13 protein-coding genes are annotated in these 18,505 nt (G+C 51.4%); 11 read left to right on the top strand and 2 right to left on the bottom strand.

Going from position 1 to position 18,505, the window contains the following annotated elements; all coding sequences use genetic code 11:
* Nucleotides 1-453: 453 nt before the first annotated feature.
* Nucleotides 454-2,328: a GTP-binding protein gene (locus tag HPY71_05870; GenBank protein NPV53033.1), complete on the top strand. Its 1,875-nt coding sequence runs from the start codon at nt 454-456 to the stop codon at nt 2,326-2,328.
* Between the two features lie 99 nt (nt 2,329-2,427).
* On the opposite strand, the gene HPY71_05865 is transcribed toward HPY71_05870, so the two are convergent.
* Entirely contained in the window at nt 2,428-2,808 is a 381-nt protein-coding gene (locus HPY71_05865) for a hypothetical protein (GenBank protein NPV53032.1), read from the bottom strand.
* Nucleotides 2,809-3,384: 576 nt separating this feature from the next.
* On the opposite strand from HPY71_05865, the gene HPY71_05860 reads away from it, so the two are divergent.
* Entirely contained in the window at nt 3,385-4,752 is a 1,368-nt protein-coding gene (locus tag HPY71_05860) for an SIS domain-containing protein (GenBank protein ID NPV53031.1), read from the top strand.
* A 146-nt stretch (nt 4,753-4,898) separates the two neighbouring features.
* On the opposite strand, the gene HPY71_05855 is transcribed toward HPY71_05860, so the two are convergent.
* Complete coding sequence (locus HPY71_05855) at nt 4,899-5,339, bottom strand: PIN domain-containing protein (protein ID NPV53030.1); 441 nt, start codon at nt 5,337-5,339, stop codon at nt 4,899-4,901.
* A 24-nt stretch (nt 5,340-5,363) separates the two neighbouring features.
* Here HPY71_05855 and HPY71_05850 point away from each other — a divergent pair, with 24 nt between their 5' ends.
* The 9 genes from HPY71_05850 to HPY71_05810 all read left to right on the top strand — a co-directional run bounded on the left by HPY71_05850 (nt 5,364) and on the right by HPY71_05810 (nt 17,905).
* Complete coding sequence (locus tag HPY71_05850; protein NPV53029.1) at nt 5,364-5,891, top strand: hypothetical protein; 528 nt, start codon at nt 5,364-5,366, stop codon at nt 5,889-5,891.
* 167 nt (nt 5,892-6,058) lie between these two features.
* On the top strand, nt 6,059-7,339 hold the full coding sequence (locus HPY71_05845; protein NPV53028.1) for a hypothetical protein: 1,281 nt from the start codon (nt 6,059-6,061) through the stop codon (nt 7,337-7,339).
* Between the two features lie 517 nt (nt 7,340-7,856).
* A complete protein-coding gene (locus HPY71_05840) occupies nt 7,857-8,879 on the top strand; it encodes a LacI family DNA-binding transcriptional regulator (GenBank protein NPV53027.1) in 1,023 nt (340 codons plus the stop codon).
* A 387-nt stretch (nt 8,880-9,266) separates the two neighbouring features.
* Nucleotides 9,267-10,355 (top strand): hypothetical protein, encoded by a 1,089-nt coding sequence (locus tag HPY71_05835; protein NPV53026.1) that lies wholly within the window; start codon nt 9,267-9,269, stop codon nt 10,353-10,355.
* A gap of 582 nt (nt 10,356-10,937) precedes the next feature.
* Nucleotides 10,938-12,242, top strand: a complete 1,305-nt coding sequence (locus tag HPY71_05830) for a sugar ABC transporter substrate-binding protein (GenBank protein ID NPV53025.1) — start codon at nt 10,938-10,940, stop codon at nt 12,240-12,242.
* Nucleotides 12,243-12,335: 93 nt separating this feature from the next.
* Nucleotides 12,336-13,226 (top strand): sugar ABC transporter permease, encoded by an 891-nt coding sequence (locus tag HPY71_05825; GenBank protein ID NPV53024.1) that lies wholly within the window; start codon nt 12,336-12,338, stop codon nt 13,224-13,226.
* A 6-nt stretch (nt 13,227-13,232) separates the two neighbouring features.
* On the top strand, nt 13,233-14,084 hold the full coding sequence (locus HPY71_05820) for a carbohydrate ABC transporter permease (protein ID NPV53023.1): 852 nt from the start codon (nt 13,233-13,235) through the stop codon (nt 14,082-14,084).
* A gap of 257 nt (nt 14,085-14,341) precedes the next feature.
* Nucleotides 14,342-15,271 (top strand): hypothetical protein, encoded by a 930-nt coding sequence (locus HPY71_05815; protein NPV53022.1) that lies wholly within the window; start codon nt 14,342-14,344, stop codon nt 15,269-15,271.
* A gap of 192 nt (nt 15,272-15,463) precedes the next feature.
* The gene (locus tag HPY71_05810) at nt 15,464-17,905 is read left to right on the top strand and encodes a beta-galactosidase (GenBank protein ID NPV53021.1); all 2,442 of its coding nucleotides are present in this window, start codon (nt 15,464-15,466) and stop codon (nt 17,903-17,905) included.
* The last annotated feature ends 600 nt before the right edge of the window (nt 17,906-18,505 follow it).

Raw genomic sequence — 18,505 nt, 5'->3', positions numbered from 1 at the left:
AATCTTTCCGGAAGGCTTCAAAATCGGCCATCACTTCTTCCTCAGACACATTTCTTTTTACCCTTTCTTTCCCTACGACCGTCATTAGCGTTTCTAGTGCTGCCTTACGGAAGTGGCCATCGGCTTTCGTTTCGTCCCGAGGCCGCCCCGGCCGAGGGCGGGTAGCTAGGCGGTCTGGCGGTCTTGGGCTATTTACAGAAAGCGAATGTTGGACTAAGATTATAACCGGTATCCACCGCCTTCCGTTGCAACCGAAGGCGCTGGCATCTCTGAGGACTTCGACTTAGCATCTTTGGCATTTTGGTACCTATATTGGGGAACCATGCCGGGTGTTAAAATTATAGAGGCGGTATAGCTTTCCCACTCTTTATCTTAATCAGTCATCATTGTCGACTATGTTACTGGCGATGGTAAGTAAAGGAGCAACTATAGGGGAGCAACCACAAGGGAGAAATCACTATGGATAGGGAATTCATTCGAGATCTTGCAATAATCGCCCACGTAGATCACGGCAAGACCACTCTCGTGGACGGCATGCTCAAGCAGAGCGGCGTCTTTCGCCAGGGCCAGGTGGTGGAGGAGCGCATCCTGGATCGCAACGACCTGGAGCGTGAGCGCGGCATTACCATTATGTCCAAAAATACGGCGGTTTTTTACAAAGGCTACAGGTTGAATATCGTCGATACCCCCGGGCACGTAGACTTCGGCGGAGAGGTGGAGCGAATCGTGCAGATGGTGGATGGCGCCCTGCTCCTGGTGGACGCCTTTGAAGGTCCGATGCCCCAGACGCGTTTTGTGCTGCGAAAGGCCATGGAGGCTGGACTCACGCCCATTGTGGTGATCAACAAGATGGACAGGGCGAACGTCCGGCCCGCCGAGGTCCTGGACGAGGTCCTGGAGCTTTTCATCGAGCTTGGCGCGTCCGACGAACAGCTCGACTTCCCTGTTGTCTACACCGTGGCGACAAGGGGAATAGCCTCGCTCGACCCAAACATGGAGGGCCAGGACCTGACCCCGCTATTCGAGACGATAATCCACCACATCCCGGCGCCAGGAGGCGATGCGGGTGCCCCGCTCCAGATCGGCGTCGCAATGATCGATTACGACTCATACATCGGCCGGCAGGCTATAGGCCGGGTGCTAAACGGGCGAATCCGGGCGAAACAGAATGTCGCGATCATCCCGGGTGGCGGTGGTGCTACCGTGTCGGGTGTCAGCGGCATGAGTGGCACGAATGGCGCGAGCGGTGCGAGCGGCGCGGCTGGAGCCGGCCCCTCTTCCTCGGTCCGGCTGCAGCGGATCGCGGAGGTACACGTTTTCAACGGACTCAAGAAGGTTCCCGTGGAGGAGGCGGGGGTGGGCGAGATCGTGGTCGTGTCGGGCCTGGAACACATAAATGTGGGGGACACTATCGCGGACCCAGACAATCCGGCCCCGGTCCAATTCGTGAGAATCGACGAGCCTACCGTCTCGATGACATTCATGGTAAATAAAAGCCCATTTGCGGGCCGCGAGGGCGAGTACGTCACATCGCGGCACCTGCGCCAGAGGCTCTTGCGGGAGCTTGAATCCAACGTCAGCCTGCGGGTGGAGGAGACCGATTCGCCGGACGCATTCGTGGTATACGGCCGCGGCGAGCTTCATCTCTCCATCCTCATCGAGACTATGCGGCGTGAAGGCTATGAATTCGAAGTATCCAGGCCGCAGGTGGTAACAAAGGATATCAATGGGGTCAAGCACGAGCCCGTTGAGGAGCTCCTCGTGGATGTCCCTGGCGACTATGTTGGGGTCGTAATGGAGCGGCTGGGGCAGCGCAGGGCGGAGCTCGTCAACATGAATAACCGCCCGGACGGGCATGTGCACCTGACGTTCAACATCCCCACGCGGGGGATATTTGGGCTGCGCTCGGAGTTACTGACTGATACCAAGGGGCTCGCCATAATGTATCATACCTTTCACCATTACGCGCCGTGGGGGGGCGACATCCCAACCCGCACTCGCGGGGCGCTCGTGGCGTTTGAGACGGGTGAGACCACGGCCTACGGCCTCGAAAATGCCCAGGAGCGCGGGGAGCTCTTTGTGGGGCCGGGTGTTGAGGTATATCGTGGGATGATAGTGGGTGAAAATGCCCGGGCGGATGACATCATGGTTAATGTATGCAAGAAGAAGCGGCTCACGAATATGCGCAGTTCAACGGCGGATATCGCCGTCAAGTTGACGCCGCGGCGCCAGTTGAGCCTCGAGCAGTGCCTTGAATTCATAGCCGATGACGAGCTATTGGAGGTCACGCCTAAGTCGCTCAGAATGCGGAAGAGGGAGGTACGGTAAGGTTGAGGTCTGGTAGGGTCTGGTTGTCTGGTAGGCGCCGTGCCCCTCTCCCCCTCCCTCCCTCCCTCTCCCCTTGCCTTATTTTACTCTGTCGAAGTTTTATTCTGTCGAACGGCGCGGAGGGAAGCGCGGGGCGTGGACAATGGTAATGGTATTTAGAATCAGCTCTGTCTCCTCGGCGCCGCGGTCCCTGCGGGTACGCATCTCCGCCCGGGGAATGAAAATGGAGACCTCATGGGGCACATCATATGTGTACCAGCGCTGCATGAAGATCTCAAACCCGTTGAGATGTACGCTTACCTCGTCCATGTTGCTCGGGGCAGAGCCGATTACCCCTAACCCCCCCGCCCCACTCGATCTAATCACGGCCCGGGGCGTCGCCTTTCTCGCCCTGATCGCACGCCCCGCCCCCAGTCTCCGGAATTTTCCCGCTACAGCCTTCCACGGCCAGCCAATGAGGCTGGATAACCGGAACTTCACGGGCGATCACCTTCTAATCATCTTTAACCGCCTGCCTAAATGTCTTTCTATCTTTCTATCCTTACTGCCTTTCCATTACTCACGCTCTAACCCGGGTGTCTTTCAAAATACCCCTTCCTAGCCCATTCTATGAGGACCGGGCCCACGGGGATACGGAGATTCCTGGGACCGGTGACCTACATCACGGGTTCCTCCTGAGCAGTACCCTACGTCACGCGTCAGGACCCAAACGCTGATGTACATCACACTTCCCACCCAACCCGTGATGCATATAACTCTTCCCGCCCCGCCCGTGCCGCCGAGCACTATTTCAACCGCAGATTTTGACCCATGGGGTAAAAGACCATGGTGCAAAGGAATCTTGACTAGGCACTGATCTTCTTATACTATAAGTGGCGTAGGCATGCGCTGTCACTCTTGTTAGATAAAGGCAGCTTTGTTAATTCCTTTATGCTACAGAAGTGCAGTCTTGTCTGTTTCCTTTTTACTCCACGTCAATTTCCAGCTTCCTGGACTGCACTCTGCAAAAAAGTTTAGAGATAGATGATTTACTATGGATACTAAATGGAATACTTAATGAATACCAAAGAAGAAGGTGCGCTCTTGAATCTACAACTTGCTCTCGATTTTATTCCGCTAGACGAAGCACTCTCCCTGTGTACGCGTCTAGAGAAGCATATCGATTGGATAGAGGCGGGGACTCCATTAATTAAGAAAGAAGGAATACGCGCGGTTGAACGCCTGAAGGCTGCCTTCCCAGATAAAGTCATTGTTGCTGATATGAAGGCCGTAGATGCCGGTGCACGCGAGGCAGAGATGGCTTTTGACGCGGGCGCTGACGTTATAAGCGTCCTGGCACTTGCGCATGACGCTACGATAGTGGGTGCCGTAAGTGCAGCGAATTCTACTGGTAAGAGGGTTGTAGCCGACCTCCTGGGCACCCATGACCATGAGAGGGTGGAGACCGTAAGGAGGCTGGAGGGACTCGGCGTGCACATGATAGGGGTGCATACAGGAACGGACGAGCAGGCGACTGGCCAAGACCCGCTGGCTGCTCTCGCGCAGGTTTCGGCCGTGACGAATCTGCCCATCATGGTCGCGGGCGGGATAAGCCCTGAAACGATCGATGAGGTTCTGCGCTATAAGCCCAATGTGGTGGTGGTCGGCTCGTGGATCACGGGTTCAGCGGACCCGGCCGGGGCGGCAAGGGCGTTACGTTCCCGTTTCCCGGGGATAGACCTGGGGGATATAGAATCGACTCCATCCCTGGGCGCTATGGGCTCACACACAAAAGATATTAAAGACATTTTGACGGAAATAGCCCGGGCTTTCGAGATGATCGATAGGGATGCCGTGGATGCGCTTCTTAGCCGGATATTGGCGGCCAAGAAGGTTTTTCTAGCCGGGGCGGGCCGTTCGGGCTTGATGATGAAGGCGTTCGCAATGCGGCTTATGCACCTCGGCCTCACTGCCTACTCGGTTGGTGAGGTAGTGACCCCTGCTATAAGGGGAGGGGATTTGCTCGTGGCCGGAACAGGGTCGGGCGAGACCCCATCAATCGTTCAGATGATCCGGAAGGCGTTAGGGACATCTGGGGTCCAGGTCGCGGTCATAACCACCTCGGCTACTTCTGAATCTGGGCGGCTTACACGTGCTGCGGGAGGGGTTGTCATAGAAATCCCGGTAAACACACCAAAGGCTAAGGTAAAAGCCAAGGTCGGCGATGACGGCGACGACGTGCCGCTGGTGGTATCTGATTTATCAAATCCTGAATCGGTTCCAACTTCTCCCGCACCTCTGATTAAGCTTCAATCGATTCAGCCCATGGGTAGCCTTTTCGAACAGTGTCTCCTTCTGCTTTGTGATGACCTCATCATGCAAATCGCGGAGCGGCTGGGCGCGAAGCCTGAGAAGATGTTTGATAGACATGCGAATTTAGAATGAATTGATGAATTTAGGATGAGGATCTCCTCGTTCAGCTATTTCTTTAGAGGCGGGGAAAAGGTGTCCAGCCTATACATCTGGCAACCACGGGGCTTCGCAATTTCCGAGAGTCTACAGAGAACAGAAAAAGAGGGAAGTGGGGTAATCTATGGTGATAGCCTTATTGGGGACGGGAATACTTCGAAGCCCATCTGCCGAAAGTGTGAGTCAAATGTAAAGGCTTTATTACAGCCGATCTTGAACATTATGGCAAAGCTCAGGCAATCGACAAAGCTAAAATCCTTGTCGTTGTATTTCTTGGCAATCTGCCACGCCGCTTCTTCATCGGTCAGATCCGGACGAATATGGCGCAGAATCTTGCTATCGCGGATATAACTGCCAACCGCTATGGCGTCGGTGTGGTTTTTGCAGAAGTAAGAGTATACTTCGGCAAAAACGAAACTTGTTGTCACCAGATGGACCCTCAGGTCCCGGATCCTTTCCGGAGTGAAGAAGCCTTTTGCCATTTTATGATAGCGATCGCTTGCATCATGTAGGGCGATAAACGCCGAGGTATCAACAAACAGCCACTCAACAAGGCGCGTCACCGGTGATGACCCCCATTCTTGATTTTGAACAGCATCCTAATCGGGCTCTTGCTGCTGATTGGCCCGCGTGTGGCGCATGTGGCTCTGTCGATAAATATAACGATCATGATCGATAGATCCATCCACGCGTCCCGTCTCTACAGCAGTGGACGTAATATGAAACAGGGGATCATCGTCTTTGATTGGCTCCCCAACTCCCATTTCCTTGTCAATAAGGGTCCTGACTACTCCGGCAATACTTGTATTGTATTTTGCTGCACTTTCCTTAAGAAAGAGGTATTGCGTCTCATCAAGGTAGAGCTGGGTCCGATATCTATTTTTTCCCATATTACTCACCTCACTTACATTATACTGTATTACAGCATAGCTGTCAAATCTCTGGTGGGACTCGGGACCCGGGACTGTGGGACTCTACATGAGGCCCCTAATGAGGTTGATGTGCCTTTTCCACCGGCTCCATCAGGCCTGCTACATCCAAGAATTCAAGTGCTGGAGGTGAATGGCGCCAGATCAGATGGTTATTATGGGTTTGCTACAGATATAGATATGTGAGGGATATGCTCCGTGAGGGAGTAGCAGTGCAGGTTGTGAGAAGAGAGCAAAGTGTATTAACAGTGTGATCACAGGCCTTCCAGGAAGTAGCATAGCGAGGCACAGCGAGGTATAATGTAGCTGTAGACATATGAGGAAGTGTTAAGTGAAGGGGGGCATTTACTGCAATGGACCAAACGCAATTTTCCTTGAGCACACAAAAGGGTGTAGTGATGGATGTAAGCGTAAGTCAGAGGGACCGGGAGGTATTGCGGCGCCTGGCTGCGCGTGTCCGCGAGCTCGCGGCGCGGCCTATCGAGGATGAGAAACGGGATCTCTGGTACCGCCATAATGCACTCGAGGCTACGCGCCCGGTGATCTTTTGCGACCCGGAGAACGGCTGGAACGAGATCATAACCGAGGACCAGATGCAGTGCGAGGGGGGGCTGGCGCGGCAGTGGGAAATGACCCTGCGCAAGGAGGTCTTCTGGGGCGAATCCATGGGGGATGACCGGGTGGTAGAACCCTATTTTAACATCCCTTATACCTACACCGAGAGCGACTGGGGGATGCACGAGACGAAAATCGGGGGGACGGGCGGTGGTTCCTACCGGTGGGAGGCTCCTCTAAAGGATTACAAGGATATAGATAAGTTGCATTTTCCGCAGATAACTGTCGATTACGAGACGACTCAGAGGGTTCTTTCGCTGGCCCAGGAGGTCTTGGGCGATTTGCTCATAGTGCGACTCAAGGGGGTCTGGTGGTGGAGCCTGGGCATGACGTGGACATTGGTGAATCTGCGCGGCATAGAACAGATTATGTATGATATATACGACCACCCGAATGAGCTCCACCGGTTGATGGGCATCCTGCGGGACGGGCACCTGGCCAAGCTTGACTTCCTCGAGGAGAATGGTTTATTGAGCCTAAATAACGATGGGACATATGTAGGTTCGGGTGGCTTTGGGTACACCCGGGAGCTTCCCCAAAGAGACTTCGATGGCAAGAAGGTGCGCACCTGCGATATGTGGGGGTTCTGTGAAAGCCAGGAGACAGTCTACTTCTCCCCGGAGGCCTTTGAGGAGTTCGTGTTCCAATACCAGCTCCCGATCCTCGAACGGTTTGGACTGAACTGTTATGGTTGCTGCGAGCCATTGGACCCGCGGTGGCATGTTGTGAAGAAGGCTCCACGGCTCCGGCGGGTTTCCGTGTCCCCCTGGGCTAATCTGGCCGCTATGGTTGAGAACCTTGGGGATCGTTATATCTATTCAATGAAACCCAACCCGGCCCACCTGGCCGTGCCGCACCTGGATGAGGAATACATCCGCAAGGGGCTCCGGGAGACCCTGCAGCTCATCCGGAATTGCCGAGTGGAGGTTATCATGAAGGACAATCACACAATCGGCCGTAACCCGCAGAATGTGATTCGCTGGTGCCAGATAGCGCGGGAGGAGGCTGAGGCGCTGTGAGGTTACTAGCCATTTTGTGCCTTATCAGCTACTTATGCCATTTTATTCTAGACTCTGTTCAGGAGAAAGCCGTGATGGTAGAGGGCGCATTCCCCCTAAGCTATAATCATGAGGTATACTGAGGCTTTTGGGACCCGGTTCGACAAATGCGAGGCAGTCGCCGGGTCTTTCAGTAATACTAGTCATCTAGTCGAACTGGTTTAAGTCCAATACGCTCGATGATTTAGATTTCCTGCACTTGTGATCATGGGGTTGGGTAATGGTAAGATTGACCTATCAAGCTTGATTTTTCAGGGGAGTTCGAGGTGCGCAGGGAGTGTAAGGGTAGCATTAATTTTTGCAAACGAGGAAGGAATTTTTAAATCAATGTCGAACTAGTTTAATAGTGGAGGGGCAATATGACATTTAGCTGCTAATTTATTGATATGAAATGATTTAATTGCTTCGGTGCCGTAGCTTCTAATCTTTTGGCTACTGGAAGCGGAGGCTCGTGTGTAAATAGGGAGCAGGGTAAAAGATGTCAACCACGATAAGAGATGTAGCACGCTTGGCCGGGGTATCTGTATCAACTGTATCGCTTGTATTGAATGACAGGCCTAATGTCGCACCCGAGACAAAGTCCAGGGTGCTCGAGGCTATACGTAAGCTCAATTACCACCCCAGCAGCATCGCGCAAAGGTTCGCAACAAGCCGCACAAACACTATCGGCCTTTACGCATTTATCAGCGGCGACAAGCCATATGGTGGTTTCTACATGCCGGTCATCCAGGGCATGATCGAGGCATCGCGAGAGTATGGCTATTCATTTCAGATAGATATCAAGGGGGAGAATAGAGGCGGTTCATCGTCGAGCCGGGCCGAGATGCTGGCCGAAGTGGCGCGGCAACGAAAGTTGGATGGTCTACTGATCCTCTCTCACTGGCCCCTTCGATGGGAGGATGTAGGAGAACTCGTCCAACGTAAGTTTCCGTTTGTGGTCGTAGGACAGGACATGTCGATCTTTGATGTCAATTCTGTCATCGTTGACCAGGTAAAGGGGGCTTTTGAGGCCACATCTCATTTGATCAAGAGGGGACATACCAGGATTGCTCATATCACAGGCCCAGCGGGACAACATGAGGCTGAGGCGCGGCTCGAAGGATATAGGCGGGCCCTTGAAAGCGCCGGGTTGGCGGTAGACGATGGTTTAATCTTTCGTGGAGATTTCCACAAGGCGAGCGCGCGAGAGTGTATGAGGCGCATACTCGATTTGCCGGAGCCCCCCACGGCGGTATTTGTTGCGAACGACAACATGTGCTTGGGCGCCATGCAGGTTATACGGGATAGGGGGCTGAGTATCCCCGACGATATTGCCATTATCGGGTTTGACGATATAGAGGCCGCAGCGTACACGAGCCCGGCGTTGACCACGGTGAGGCAGCCGCTGTTTGACCTGGGCGAGCAGGCGGCGGATGTGCTGTATAAGGTCATCCTAGGGAACATGGATTCTGTGATTCGGATAGCCCTTGAGCCGGAGCTGGTGGTGCGGGAATCAAGCTAAGAATTCTATAGGGGCCCAAGGGGATGTGATTGGCGGGGCGAAAGGGTGGTTTGATCCACAGGGGATAAAAGCCATAGTTGATCAATAGGAGTCTGACAAGGATCACAAAACTTATCTTCCAAGCTACAGGTTATAAAGGTGTTATGGCAGGGTTAGATTGCTTTGGAATTGTGACCCTACGCTGGCATCTGCATATGTTCCTTCGTAATATGTTCCCCAAATAACTCCCCCGGCTACGGGGAAGTTGAATAATTCAATTTGGGGTTTGATAATCAGATTAATGGCAGGGTTATTCAAAGAGTAACGAATTTTGAGGCATTGTCATGTAAGTTGCCGTGAAGGAACCGCTTTAAAATATATTAGCGATTTAGCAGGAGGTTAAATCGAATGTCCAGAGATGAAGTTGTGAGGGCCATAACTCGTAATTATCCTAAGAGGATCCCGGTCTGGTACAATTTTGTTTCGGAAGAGTTTATATCAAGAAATCGCGACCAGATATTAGCGCTTGAGAAGGAATACCCTAATGACCTCCTGATTACATCTTATGCTCCTCCGCTTGAGAGACAACGGGATCCAGGTCAGCTTCAGTTCTCTGTAGGTGTACTTGTGATTGCCGAATCCGAGGGTTTAGGAACAGACGAATGGGGCGTACGGATTCAGCATGCGGAGGGCGGGGTTGGATCTCGGCCTATAAATCATCCCCTTCAAGATTGGGCCCAATTAGACGACTACATTGCTACAATGCCGGATGCAAATGCGCCAGGGAGATTTGAACATGTGCATCGTTTAGTGAAGGAGAATCCGGACACTTACATCATGGGGCATTGGTGGCTCGGGCCTTTTGAAAGAATGCACATTTTGAGAGGGATGGAGAATTTATTTGCCGATCTGTACTTCGACCGTGCGAATGTATTAAAGCTGGGAGAAGCATTGGTCGATTTTTACTGTGAAATAATCAGAAACTTTGCTAATGCAGGTGTTGATGGAATTTTTTTCAGTGACGATTGGGGAACCCAGAACGCTCTCATGATAGATCCTAATCTTTGGAGGCAGATTTTTAAGCCTTGGTATTCTAGGATGATAGATGAAGCCCACAAATACAGCCTACATGCGGCACTGCATTCCTGTGGTCATATAGAAGAAATTATCCCGGATCTCATCGATGTCGGATTAGATATCCTACATCCGGTACAGCCCCATGCCAACGATATAGAAAGAGTGGCTCGTGATTTTGGGGGAAAGATTTGCTTCTTTGGCGGCATAGATGTTCAACAGCTTATGTACGGCAGCCCAGATCAAGTACGTTCCGAAGTGATTAGGGTGATAGACATCTTCGATAGAAAAGAAGGAGGTTTTATGCTGGCCCCCGCAAATACTATTATGCCTGATACCCCAATAGAAAATGTTAGAGCTCTATTTGAGACTATGTATGACTATGGCCTTGAGCATAGGGGATACAAAAAGGTCATAAATTGAAATGACGGGAATCATTTATTTTCGTCTAAGTTAGTCCATGAGACCATTGATTTCTCCCAACTAAATGGGAGTAATGACTGCACCTTGATAAACGAGATAATACCGTAATCTTCATGTAGCACCACAATATGGTGGATCTGGTGCGTGTTAGCCTGGGTATCTCTTACTTCGTAGCCCCTCTTAGGGGCTTTGCAGAGGGAAAGGGCACACTTCTTTGGGGATGAGGGTATAAATCTGGTGATTGCGACTTCGGAATCTCCGGGAGTCTAGGTCTACTCAAGGGGAGGCGGTGGAAATGTAATTCAGAGTTATTGGTAGACCCCTATGTGTTGACGGAACGTTACGGGCAATGAAAATATGATCTAGTACTACTCGGTTAGATACGAAATACCTGATAAAGGCTCTGCTCATGTTTGTATAACATCCAGGCAGCTGCGGCCAGGGCCAGTTTCGCGAGAAACTTTCTCCTGACCTCAGAAATGCTCAGCCTAACAAGCCTGTAGGGGGGAAAAGCCCCCCTCTACAGGTCGGTCGCTCGACGTTATCTACTTATTACCATTATTATGGAAGGAGTGTAAAATTATGATAATGGGACACAAAGCTATATGTTTCCTTGTAAGTATAGCATTGTTTCTAGGATTACTTGTGCTTCCTGCAGCGGCTGCGACAACCATTGATTTCTGGTACACGCCGTGGGATCCGGATCCGATAGCGGCGAAGATGTATTTCGACAATCTATTTTCACGGTTTGAAAAAGAGACAGGGGTAAAAGTTCGGATGACAGTCGTACCGTGGGCTGAAGTCTATCGCAAGTGGACGACCGCTATCGAATCAGGAACAGTACCCGACTTATCAACAGGTGGTACAGAAGCTGGGATTCAGTTTGCCTCTAAAGGTGCGCTTGAGCCTCTTGATGATGTAATAGAGTGGCTTGGCGGTCCTAATCAATATTACTCCACTTTATGTTGGTACAAGTGGAATGGCCATTATTGGTTGGTTCCCTATATCGAAGGTGCATGGGTCCTGATGTATCGAAAAGATTTATTTGCCAAAGCTGGAATCAACAGCCCACCGCAAACGTGGGATGAACTATTGACAAAGGCCCAAAAACTAACGAAGGATCTTAATGGTGACGGAAAAAGTGACCAGTGGGGGATTGCACTACCATATAACGATTCGTATGCCACCAACCAAGCTCTTTTGTCCTTTATCGCTTCAAGCAAAGCGAGGGAAATAGGCGAGGATGGACACCCCGCTATTAATACGCCAGAGATGAAGAAAGTAGTGCAATTCTACGTGGATCTTTACATGAAGTATAGGGTTGTGCCCCCTGGAGTAGAAGGTGGAGCCGGGACTAACCCCGTTGAACCGATATATGGTAACGGCGAAGCCGCTATGATGATGAGTTATGGCTGGCTAGGCTCATTATATAGCCAGCAGTACCCCGATGTGTTTAAAAATACAGGTTACGGTGTGATACCGCATACACTCGGTGCCGTATCAGGAAGCTATGGCGCCACAGGTGGAATCTGGTTATTCTCGAAGGCTCCGCATAAAAAAGAAGCTAAGGAACTCCTTAAGTTTATGATGCGGGATGATAATTTAACAGGTTGGATCAAGATGTGTGGCTGGCTTTCACCAGTGAAGCGGCTTAACACGCCGGAAATCTTGAAAATGCAGCCATGGAATAAGTCGATCGTTAACTTACTTGAGGCAGGTAGGGTTGTTCGTAATGGTGTAGGATATGGTGCTCACCCGGCTAACGGTGAGGTTGAAGGACGGTATATCCTCTCAAAGATGATACTTGACATAGTGAACGGGATGTCTCTATACAAGGCTCTGGATAAATATCAGAGAATCTACGAAGACATATTTGCAAAATACTAAGGCGAGGGTTGGGCGAGGCCTAAGGCCATGGCCTCGCCTTTACGTCACGTTCGCTATTGATTTATGATCATCCGAGGCTGAGGTGTTGTAGCATTGGAAAACAAGAAGTTTTTTTGGGGGAGTCATAGGTATATATGGCCATACGGTGCGATGGTTCCTACGGTTATACTCATACTTACTATAATAATCTACCCGATATTGAACGGATTATGGCTAAGTACTACAGATAAGCAACTTCTCACTCATGAATACAGCTTCATCGGCCTAAAAAACTTTACTAGGCTGTTCAGAGACAATCTATTTTGGGTTTCTATGTGGCATAACCTGATTTGGTCAGCGCTTGGAACACTAGGTAGTATACTGTTAGGCCTGGCACTGGCGTTATTCTTTAACCAGAAGCTTAAGGGTGTTGGGATCTTCCGTGCCCTTCTTATGTTACCCTGGATTACACCCGGAATCGGGGCTGCGATTATCTGGCAATACCTTTATAATGATCATCACGGATGGATCGCGTTTTTCCTTAAAGAAACCGGGCTTAGTTCAGGCCCTATCAATTTATTGGGAAACACGCGTATAGTCCTCTACCTTGTTATCATCCCTTTGGTTTGGCGGGGTTTCCCCCTCGCTATGCTTGCTCTAACTGCGGCGTTGAAAAGTGTCCCTAAGGAATTGTATGAGGCTGCTTCTGTCGATGGAGCAAACACATGGGAGAAATTTATAAGCATTACAGTTCCTGTAATACGTCCTACATTAGCGATACTGACATTATTAGACATTATATGGATATTCAATTACTTTGATCTCACCTATGCTCTCACGCAAGGAGGCCCCTTACACGCTTCAGAACTCCTGAGTACCTTTAGCTATAAGACGGCCTTCCTCTCACTTGAAGCAGGATATGCTTCATCAATCTCCACAATTATGTTTTTAATTCTATTAATTCTAGCGTCGATCTACCTTCGTTATGTGTATATCGAGGAGTGAAAAACTATGGCTCAAAGAAAGAGAAAAATATGGAGGCTTGTGATTTACGTTGGGTTCTACTCTGTAGCGCTAATGATACTCGGAATCATTCTCTTCCCCTTTGTTGACTTGTTTTTTTCTTCATTTAAGTCTTTACCGGAATTTGGGAAGTATCCTCCGCACTTGTTCCCGAAACGGTTTAGTCTACAAAACTATGAGTATCTATTCAGATTGGGCAGTTTTGGCCGTGTATTGTTCAATAGTATTTTAGTAGCTTCATTTGTCACGGTGCTAAGCTTGCTAATCGGTTCCATTGCAGCATTTTCAATAGCTAGGTTTCGATTTAGAGGCCAAAGCGCTCTTAGTAAGTTCATACTGTTTGTCTATATGTTTCCTTCGGTGCTGTTAGTGACACCGCTATTTATAACCATTCGGTCATTGGGTTTAGTCGATTCCCTATGGTCGTTAATCCTAGCAGATACTACGTTTGCTCTTCCATTTTCGATTTGGATGCTTGTTGGCTTTTTTTCGTCTATTCCCAAGCAATTGGATGAGGCTGCGAGAATTGACGGATGCACCCATGGACAGGTATTATGGCGGATTATAGTTCCGCTCGCTAGGCCTGGAATAGCAGCAGCGGGGGCGTTTAGTTTTCTGTTGTCATGGAGCGAATTCGTGTTTGCTATCACTTTTATTCAGTCTTCACAGAATCGTACCCTATCCGCCGAACTGCTGTCCTTGGTTGGTTACGCAAGTAATATGAGGCCGGGCGTAATTATAGCCGGATGCGTCCTTGCAGTTGTCCCGGTTTATATTTTGTTTTTAATAATTCAGCGTCATATAGTTGATGGTTTAACTCTTGGAGCTGTCAAATCATGAAGGTATACGGTACGGGAATGAAGATACTAAACTAATATTGATTTGATGTTGATACAAATTATGAATATAAATTGACATACATGAGGGAGAGTGGCGGTGTGACAGCGAGTGCATTCACAAAAGAACTAATAGAAGCCCGGAAAGAATTTATGATGCGGCTATGGAATTTGGAAAAAGTCGCGCGACCTGGGGTTCAAATAAATTATGAAATTTTGCCTGATGGGTCTTTTCGAGAAATGATTGAGGATCCTCAGAGGATGTTAGATCACCAATTCAAGGAGTTCAGGACGAAGGCTGAAGTAGCTGATAATTATGTCCCGGTAATATCCACAGATTTAGGTACTGCAATTTTTCCATCAGCTTTCGGATGTGATGTTGTATGGCTTGAAGATACCTTCCCCTGGGCCCGCCCCCGTATCTTTGACAACCCTCGAGATGCGGAAGTCCTTAAGGGCCCTTCGGTTACGGCGGGGTTGCTCGGGAGAGTCCTGGATTACACTGATTTCTTTAATGCTAAAGTAGGAATGAACTATCCTATCAGGGTTACCGATATCCAGGGACCGCTTGATGTTGCCTATCTAATCTGGAATAACGAGGATATAATGATGGCTATGTATTCGGGCTCGAAGGAAGTTCATAGCCTCCTGAGGAAGATTACGGACCTCATAATCGCATTTGTAAAGGAACAGCGAAAGCACGTGCGGGAATTCGTACCGATTCATTTTCCACGTATTTGGATGCCCGACGGTTTCGGCATAGCGATCAGTGAAGATATCTCTGCTGTAATCGGACCAAAGCTATATGCTGAATATTCTTTGCCATATATGATAGAGCTTTCAGAGGAGTTCGGGGGCCTTTTCATTCATTCGTGCGGAAATTTCGCCCATAACTTGGAGAATATGAGCAAGATACCAAACCTCCGCGGGTTAGATTTTGGGGTTACGGAGGTTCCTCTTGTGGAGATTATCAGGTATTTCGATGGCAAGGCATTGCTGACTCCCAGGGTGGGTCTAAATAAGGATATCGAGTTCAGTGACTTCCTCGAATACGCGAAGTACATTCATACTTTAAAGAAAGACCCTCGGGGTCTCCTTATCCAGATCGACCTTGCCACGACGCCCACAGGCAAGAAGCTCATATGGGATGATGATTATCGAGAGCAAATTCTACAGCTATTTTCAGCCTAAATCTTTATAGAGAATGCGTTTTCATGTGTTTCATGCGTAGTCAATCAACGAAACGACGGAATCAACGAGGATACCTTAAGTACAAGAGCATATGAAGATTAGCCTGGTAGGGCCCGGCTCTTGCAGGGCGAGGTTCATTTTATAGATTATAGGATGATGGAATGAGTGAAGCAAGCATTGGGGGAATAAAATGTGGAAGTTGCAATCGGAGAAACCGGCTTCGATCTTGGGGATCGAAAAGCGAGGATTCCTTTTTACAGCGGCACGATGCACTACTGGCGGATCGAGCGCGCGCTGTGGCCCGGGATTCTCGATAAGGTAAGGGCCATGGGTTTCAAGATGATCGAGACGTATATCCCCTGGGGCGTTCACGAGATCGAGAGGGGCAGGTTCGATTTCGGCGAGATAGACCCCAGCAAAGACATTGACGCATTTCTCACGCTCTGCGAGGGAAAGGGGTTTCAAATTCTTGTCCGCCCGGGCCCGCATATCAACGCCGAGCTCACCTATTTCGGCTATCCTGAGAGGGTGATCGAGGACCCGAGGTTCCAGGCCAGGACGGCGTCCGGCACCCCGGCGATCCTCACGGTGCCGCCCAAGCCATTTCCGATCCCGAGCTACGCCTGCGACGAGTTCTATGAGGAAGTGGCCGTGTGGTTCGACGCCATCTGCCCCATCATCGCGAAACACCAGTACCCGCGGGGCGGGGTCATAGCGATCCAGGCGGATAACGAGAACTCATACTTCTTTAAGCTTACGCCATACGATGTCGACTATTCGGATGCATCCGTGGCCCTCTACAGGAGGTTCCTTGCCGGGAAATACGGGAGCATAGCGGGGCTCAACTCGGCGTATCGCACAGCCTATTCGAGCTTCGATGAGATTGAGCCGCCGCGCGATTTTACGGCAGAGACCATGAATGATATCCCATATTTCCTGGACTGGGCGGAGTACAAGGAATTCTACCTGAACTATGGGTTGAAGCGCATAGCCGACATGTACAGGCAGCGGGGGATCACCGGCATCCCCGTCTATCACAATCTGCCCGCGGCCTACAACGTCCCCTTCAACCAGATTAAGACCGAGGAAGTCCTGGATTTGCAGGGTGTCGACCTCTATCCGCATAAAGAGGGCTACTCCTTCACCAAGAAGGCCTGCCAATATATAGCGGGGACCAGCAAGTTCCCGACGATCCCCGAGTTTGGGGCCGGAATCTGGGCGTGGGACAAGCCGATCATGCCCGACGACCAGTTATTTAACGCACTCACGGTCCTCATGCACGGGGTGAAAGGCTTCAATTATTACATGATCGTGGAGCGCGAAAGGTGGCTCGGGTCGCCGGTCACGAGGGACGGGCGCGTGCGCGAGCCGTATTTCGATTTTTACCGCAGCCTCCTCGGTTTCCTGAATGATTCGGATTTCGCATCATACAGGGCTCATATCGATGTCTTGCTGCTTCTCGAGCGCGACTACGAGCGGCTGGATTTCGCCTCGCGCCTCCTGTCGTTGCCGTTTATGGGGCCATTTGCGGGCATCTTCGCCGACTTGCCCGGCAATCTCCTCGCAAGCGAGCGGAAGCTCGGGTTCGAGGATGCGGTCGCCGTCGAAAAGGAAGCCTGGCAGGACGCGTTCTTCGACGGGCTCACACAGGGCCATTACGCGTTCCGCATGGGGGATAGCGAGTCCCCGGCTGAAGTCTTGCGGCAATACCAGGTGGTGATCTGCCCCGCCTTCGAATTCATGAGCGAAGGGGTCCAGGCGAAGCTTCTAAGCTATGTAGAGGGAGGCGGGACGCTCGTGATGGGGCCACGCATGCCCAGGTTGAATGAATTCATACAACCATCCTTCAGGCTGGCTGGCGCCTTGGGGTCAGAGTTCGTAGACATCGACATCGCGATGCACACCGCGGTGCCGGTGCCGATTATGGCCTCGATGTCAGCCCAAGCTTCGGTGCCGGGCACTGTTCCCTCCGGGGTTCCGGCTAAGGCCCCGGCTCAGGCTTCAGCTGGTATCTCAGCCGGCATCCAGACTCAAACGCGTCAAGTGCGGGCTTATAGAATTGGCAAGGGCACCTTGATACACGTACCGTTCGTCCCGGCGAAATCCATCCCGGCGGGGCCCGGGCCCGGGAGCGAGGCTCCAGCGCTAGGCGTTAGTGCGGCAGCCCCGGACCCTGATGCAGGTCCTGATGAGGGCACTCGTACAGGCACTGGTGCGGCCGGCGCGATCGTTGATGCGATAATGAAGGCGGCCCAGGTTGACCCGCTCGTCGACTGTGATAACCCGGCCATCGACTTTGCCCTGCACGCGCGGGGGGATTGTTGTGGCGGTGGCCAGGGGAAACTGTTATTCACAGCCAACCCGACTGCCAGACCCCAGGTTTTTAGCTTCGCACCCGGTCCAGCGTTGCAGGCGGCCCGCGAGCTGAGGCCTCTATGGCCGGCCTCTGGTGGACCCGTGGTTCCTATAAGTGAGAGCGCGGATCATAGCAGGAGAGGGGTTGCGGAACCCGTAGGGGCAAGATTCAGCTCAGGAAGTGCTGGAGATGCGCAGCCTGATGGCGAGGCCCGGGCTCAGGCTCGATTCAGGCTAGAGCTCGGGCCCTACACGATCCAGATATGGGAGGTGCGGTAGATGCTTTCAAAGGATGTAAAGTGGGTTGATATAGACTACCGCCAGTGGCGAAACTTATATGACCTGCTCTGGGGCGGAGGGAATCAGGGCTCGGGACAGCCGAGCGAGATAGAGCCGGGCGAGGCAGGCGGCTATGAGAGTGGGAAGGGGTATCTGCAGAGGGATCATGAGCAGAAAGGGTATGAGCTTGAGGGGCACCCTGCGGGGCGCGTAGAGGGTCGAATCTATGGCATCCTCGACGGCGGGGCCTTGGTGAAGCTTGTGCACAGCCGCAGGGGGCGGCTCGACCCATGCGAATTCACTCAATACAGGGCTGAATATGAATCTAATAGATCCCCTAGGCCTGCTCAAGGATGCATGCAGGAATGCGGGCAACCTGAAGGGGTTAGCGGCGGGGCTGGCGGGATCTCGTCTTCGCAGCCCTGCTGCAATCCCAGCGAACAACCCAGCGAACATAGGCATAGGTCCTGCGAGGAGCAGTCCTGCGAGGAGCTCGCCCGGGTGATCTATGAACGTTTCCATGAACGTTACGGCTACGCGTCGCCTGTGGTTTTGATCGACCGCCGGGCGATCCAGGAGTTTGCCGCCCAGGCTCAGGCG

The organism is Bacillota bacterium, from assembly GCA_013178125.1.
GTDB lineage: Bacteria > Bacillota > SHA-98 > Ch115 > JABLXJ01 > JABLXL01.
The sequence above is the reverse complement of the archived record's forward strand: the minus strand, read 5'-3'. Positions and strand labels throughout refer to the sequence as shown.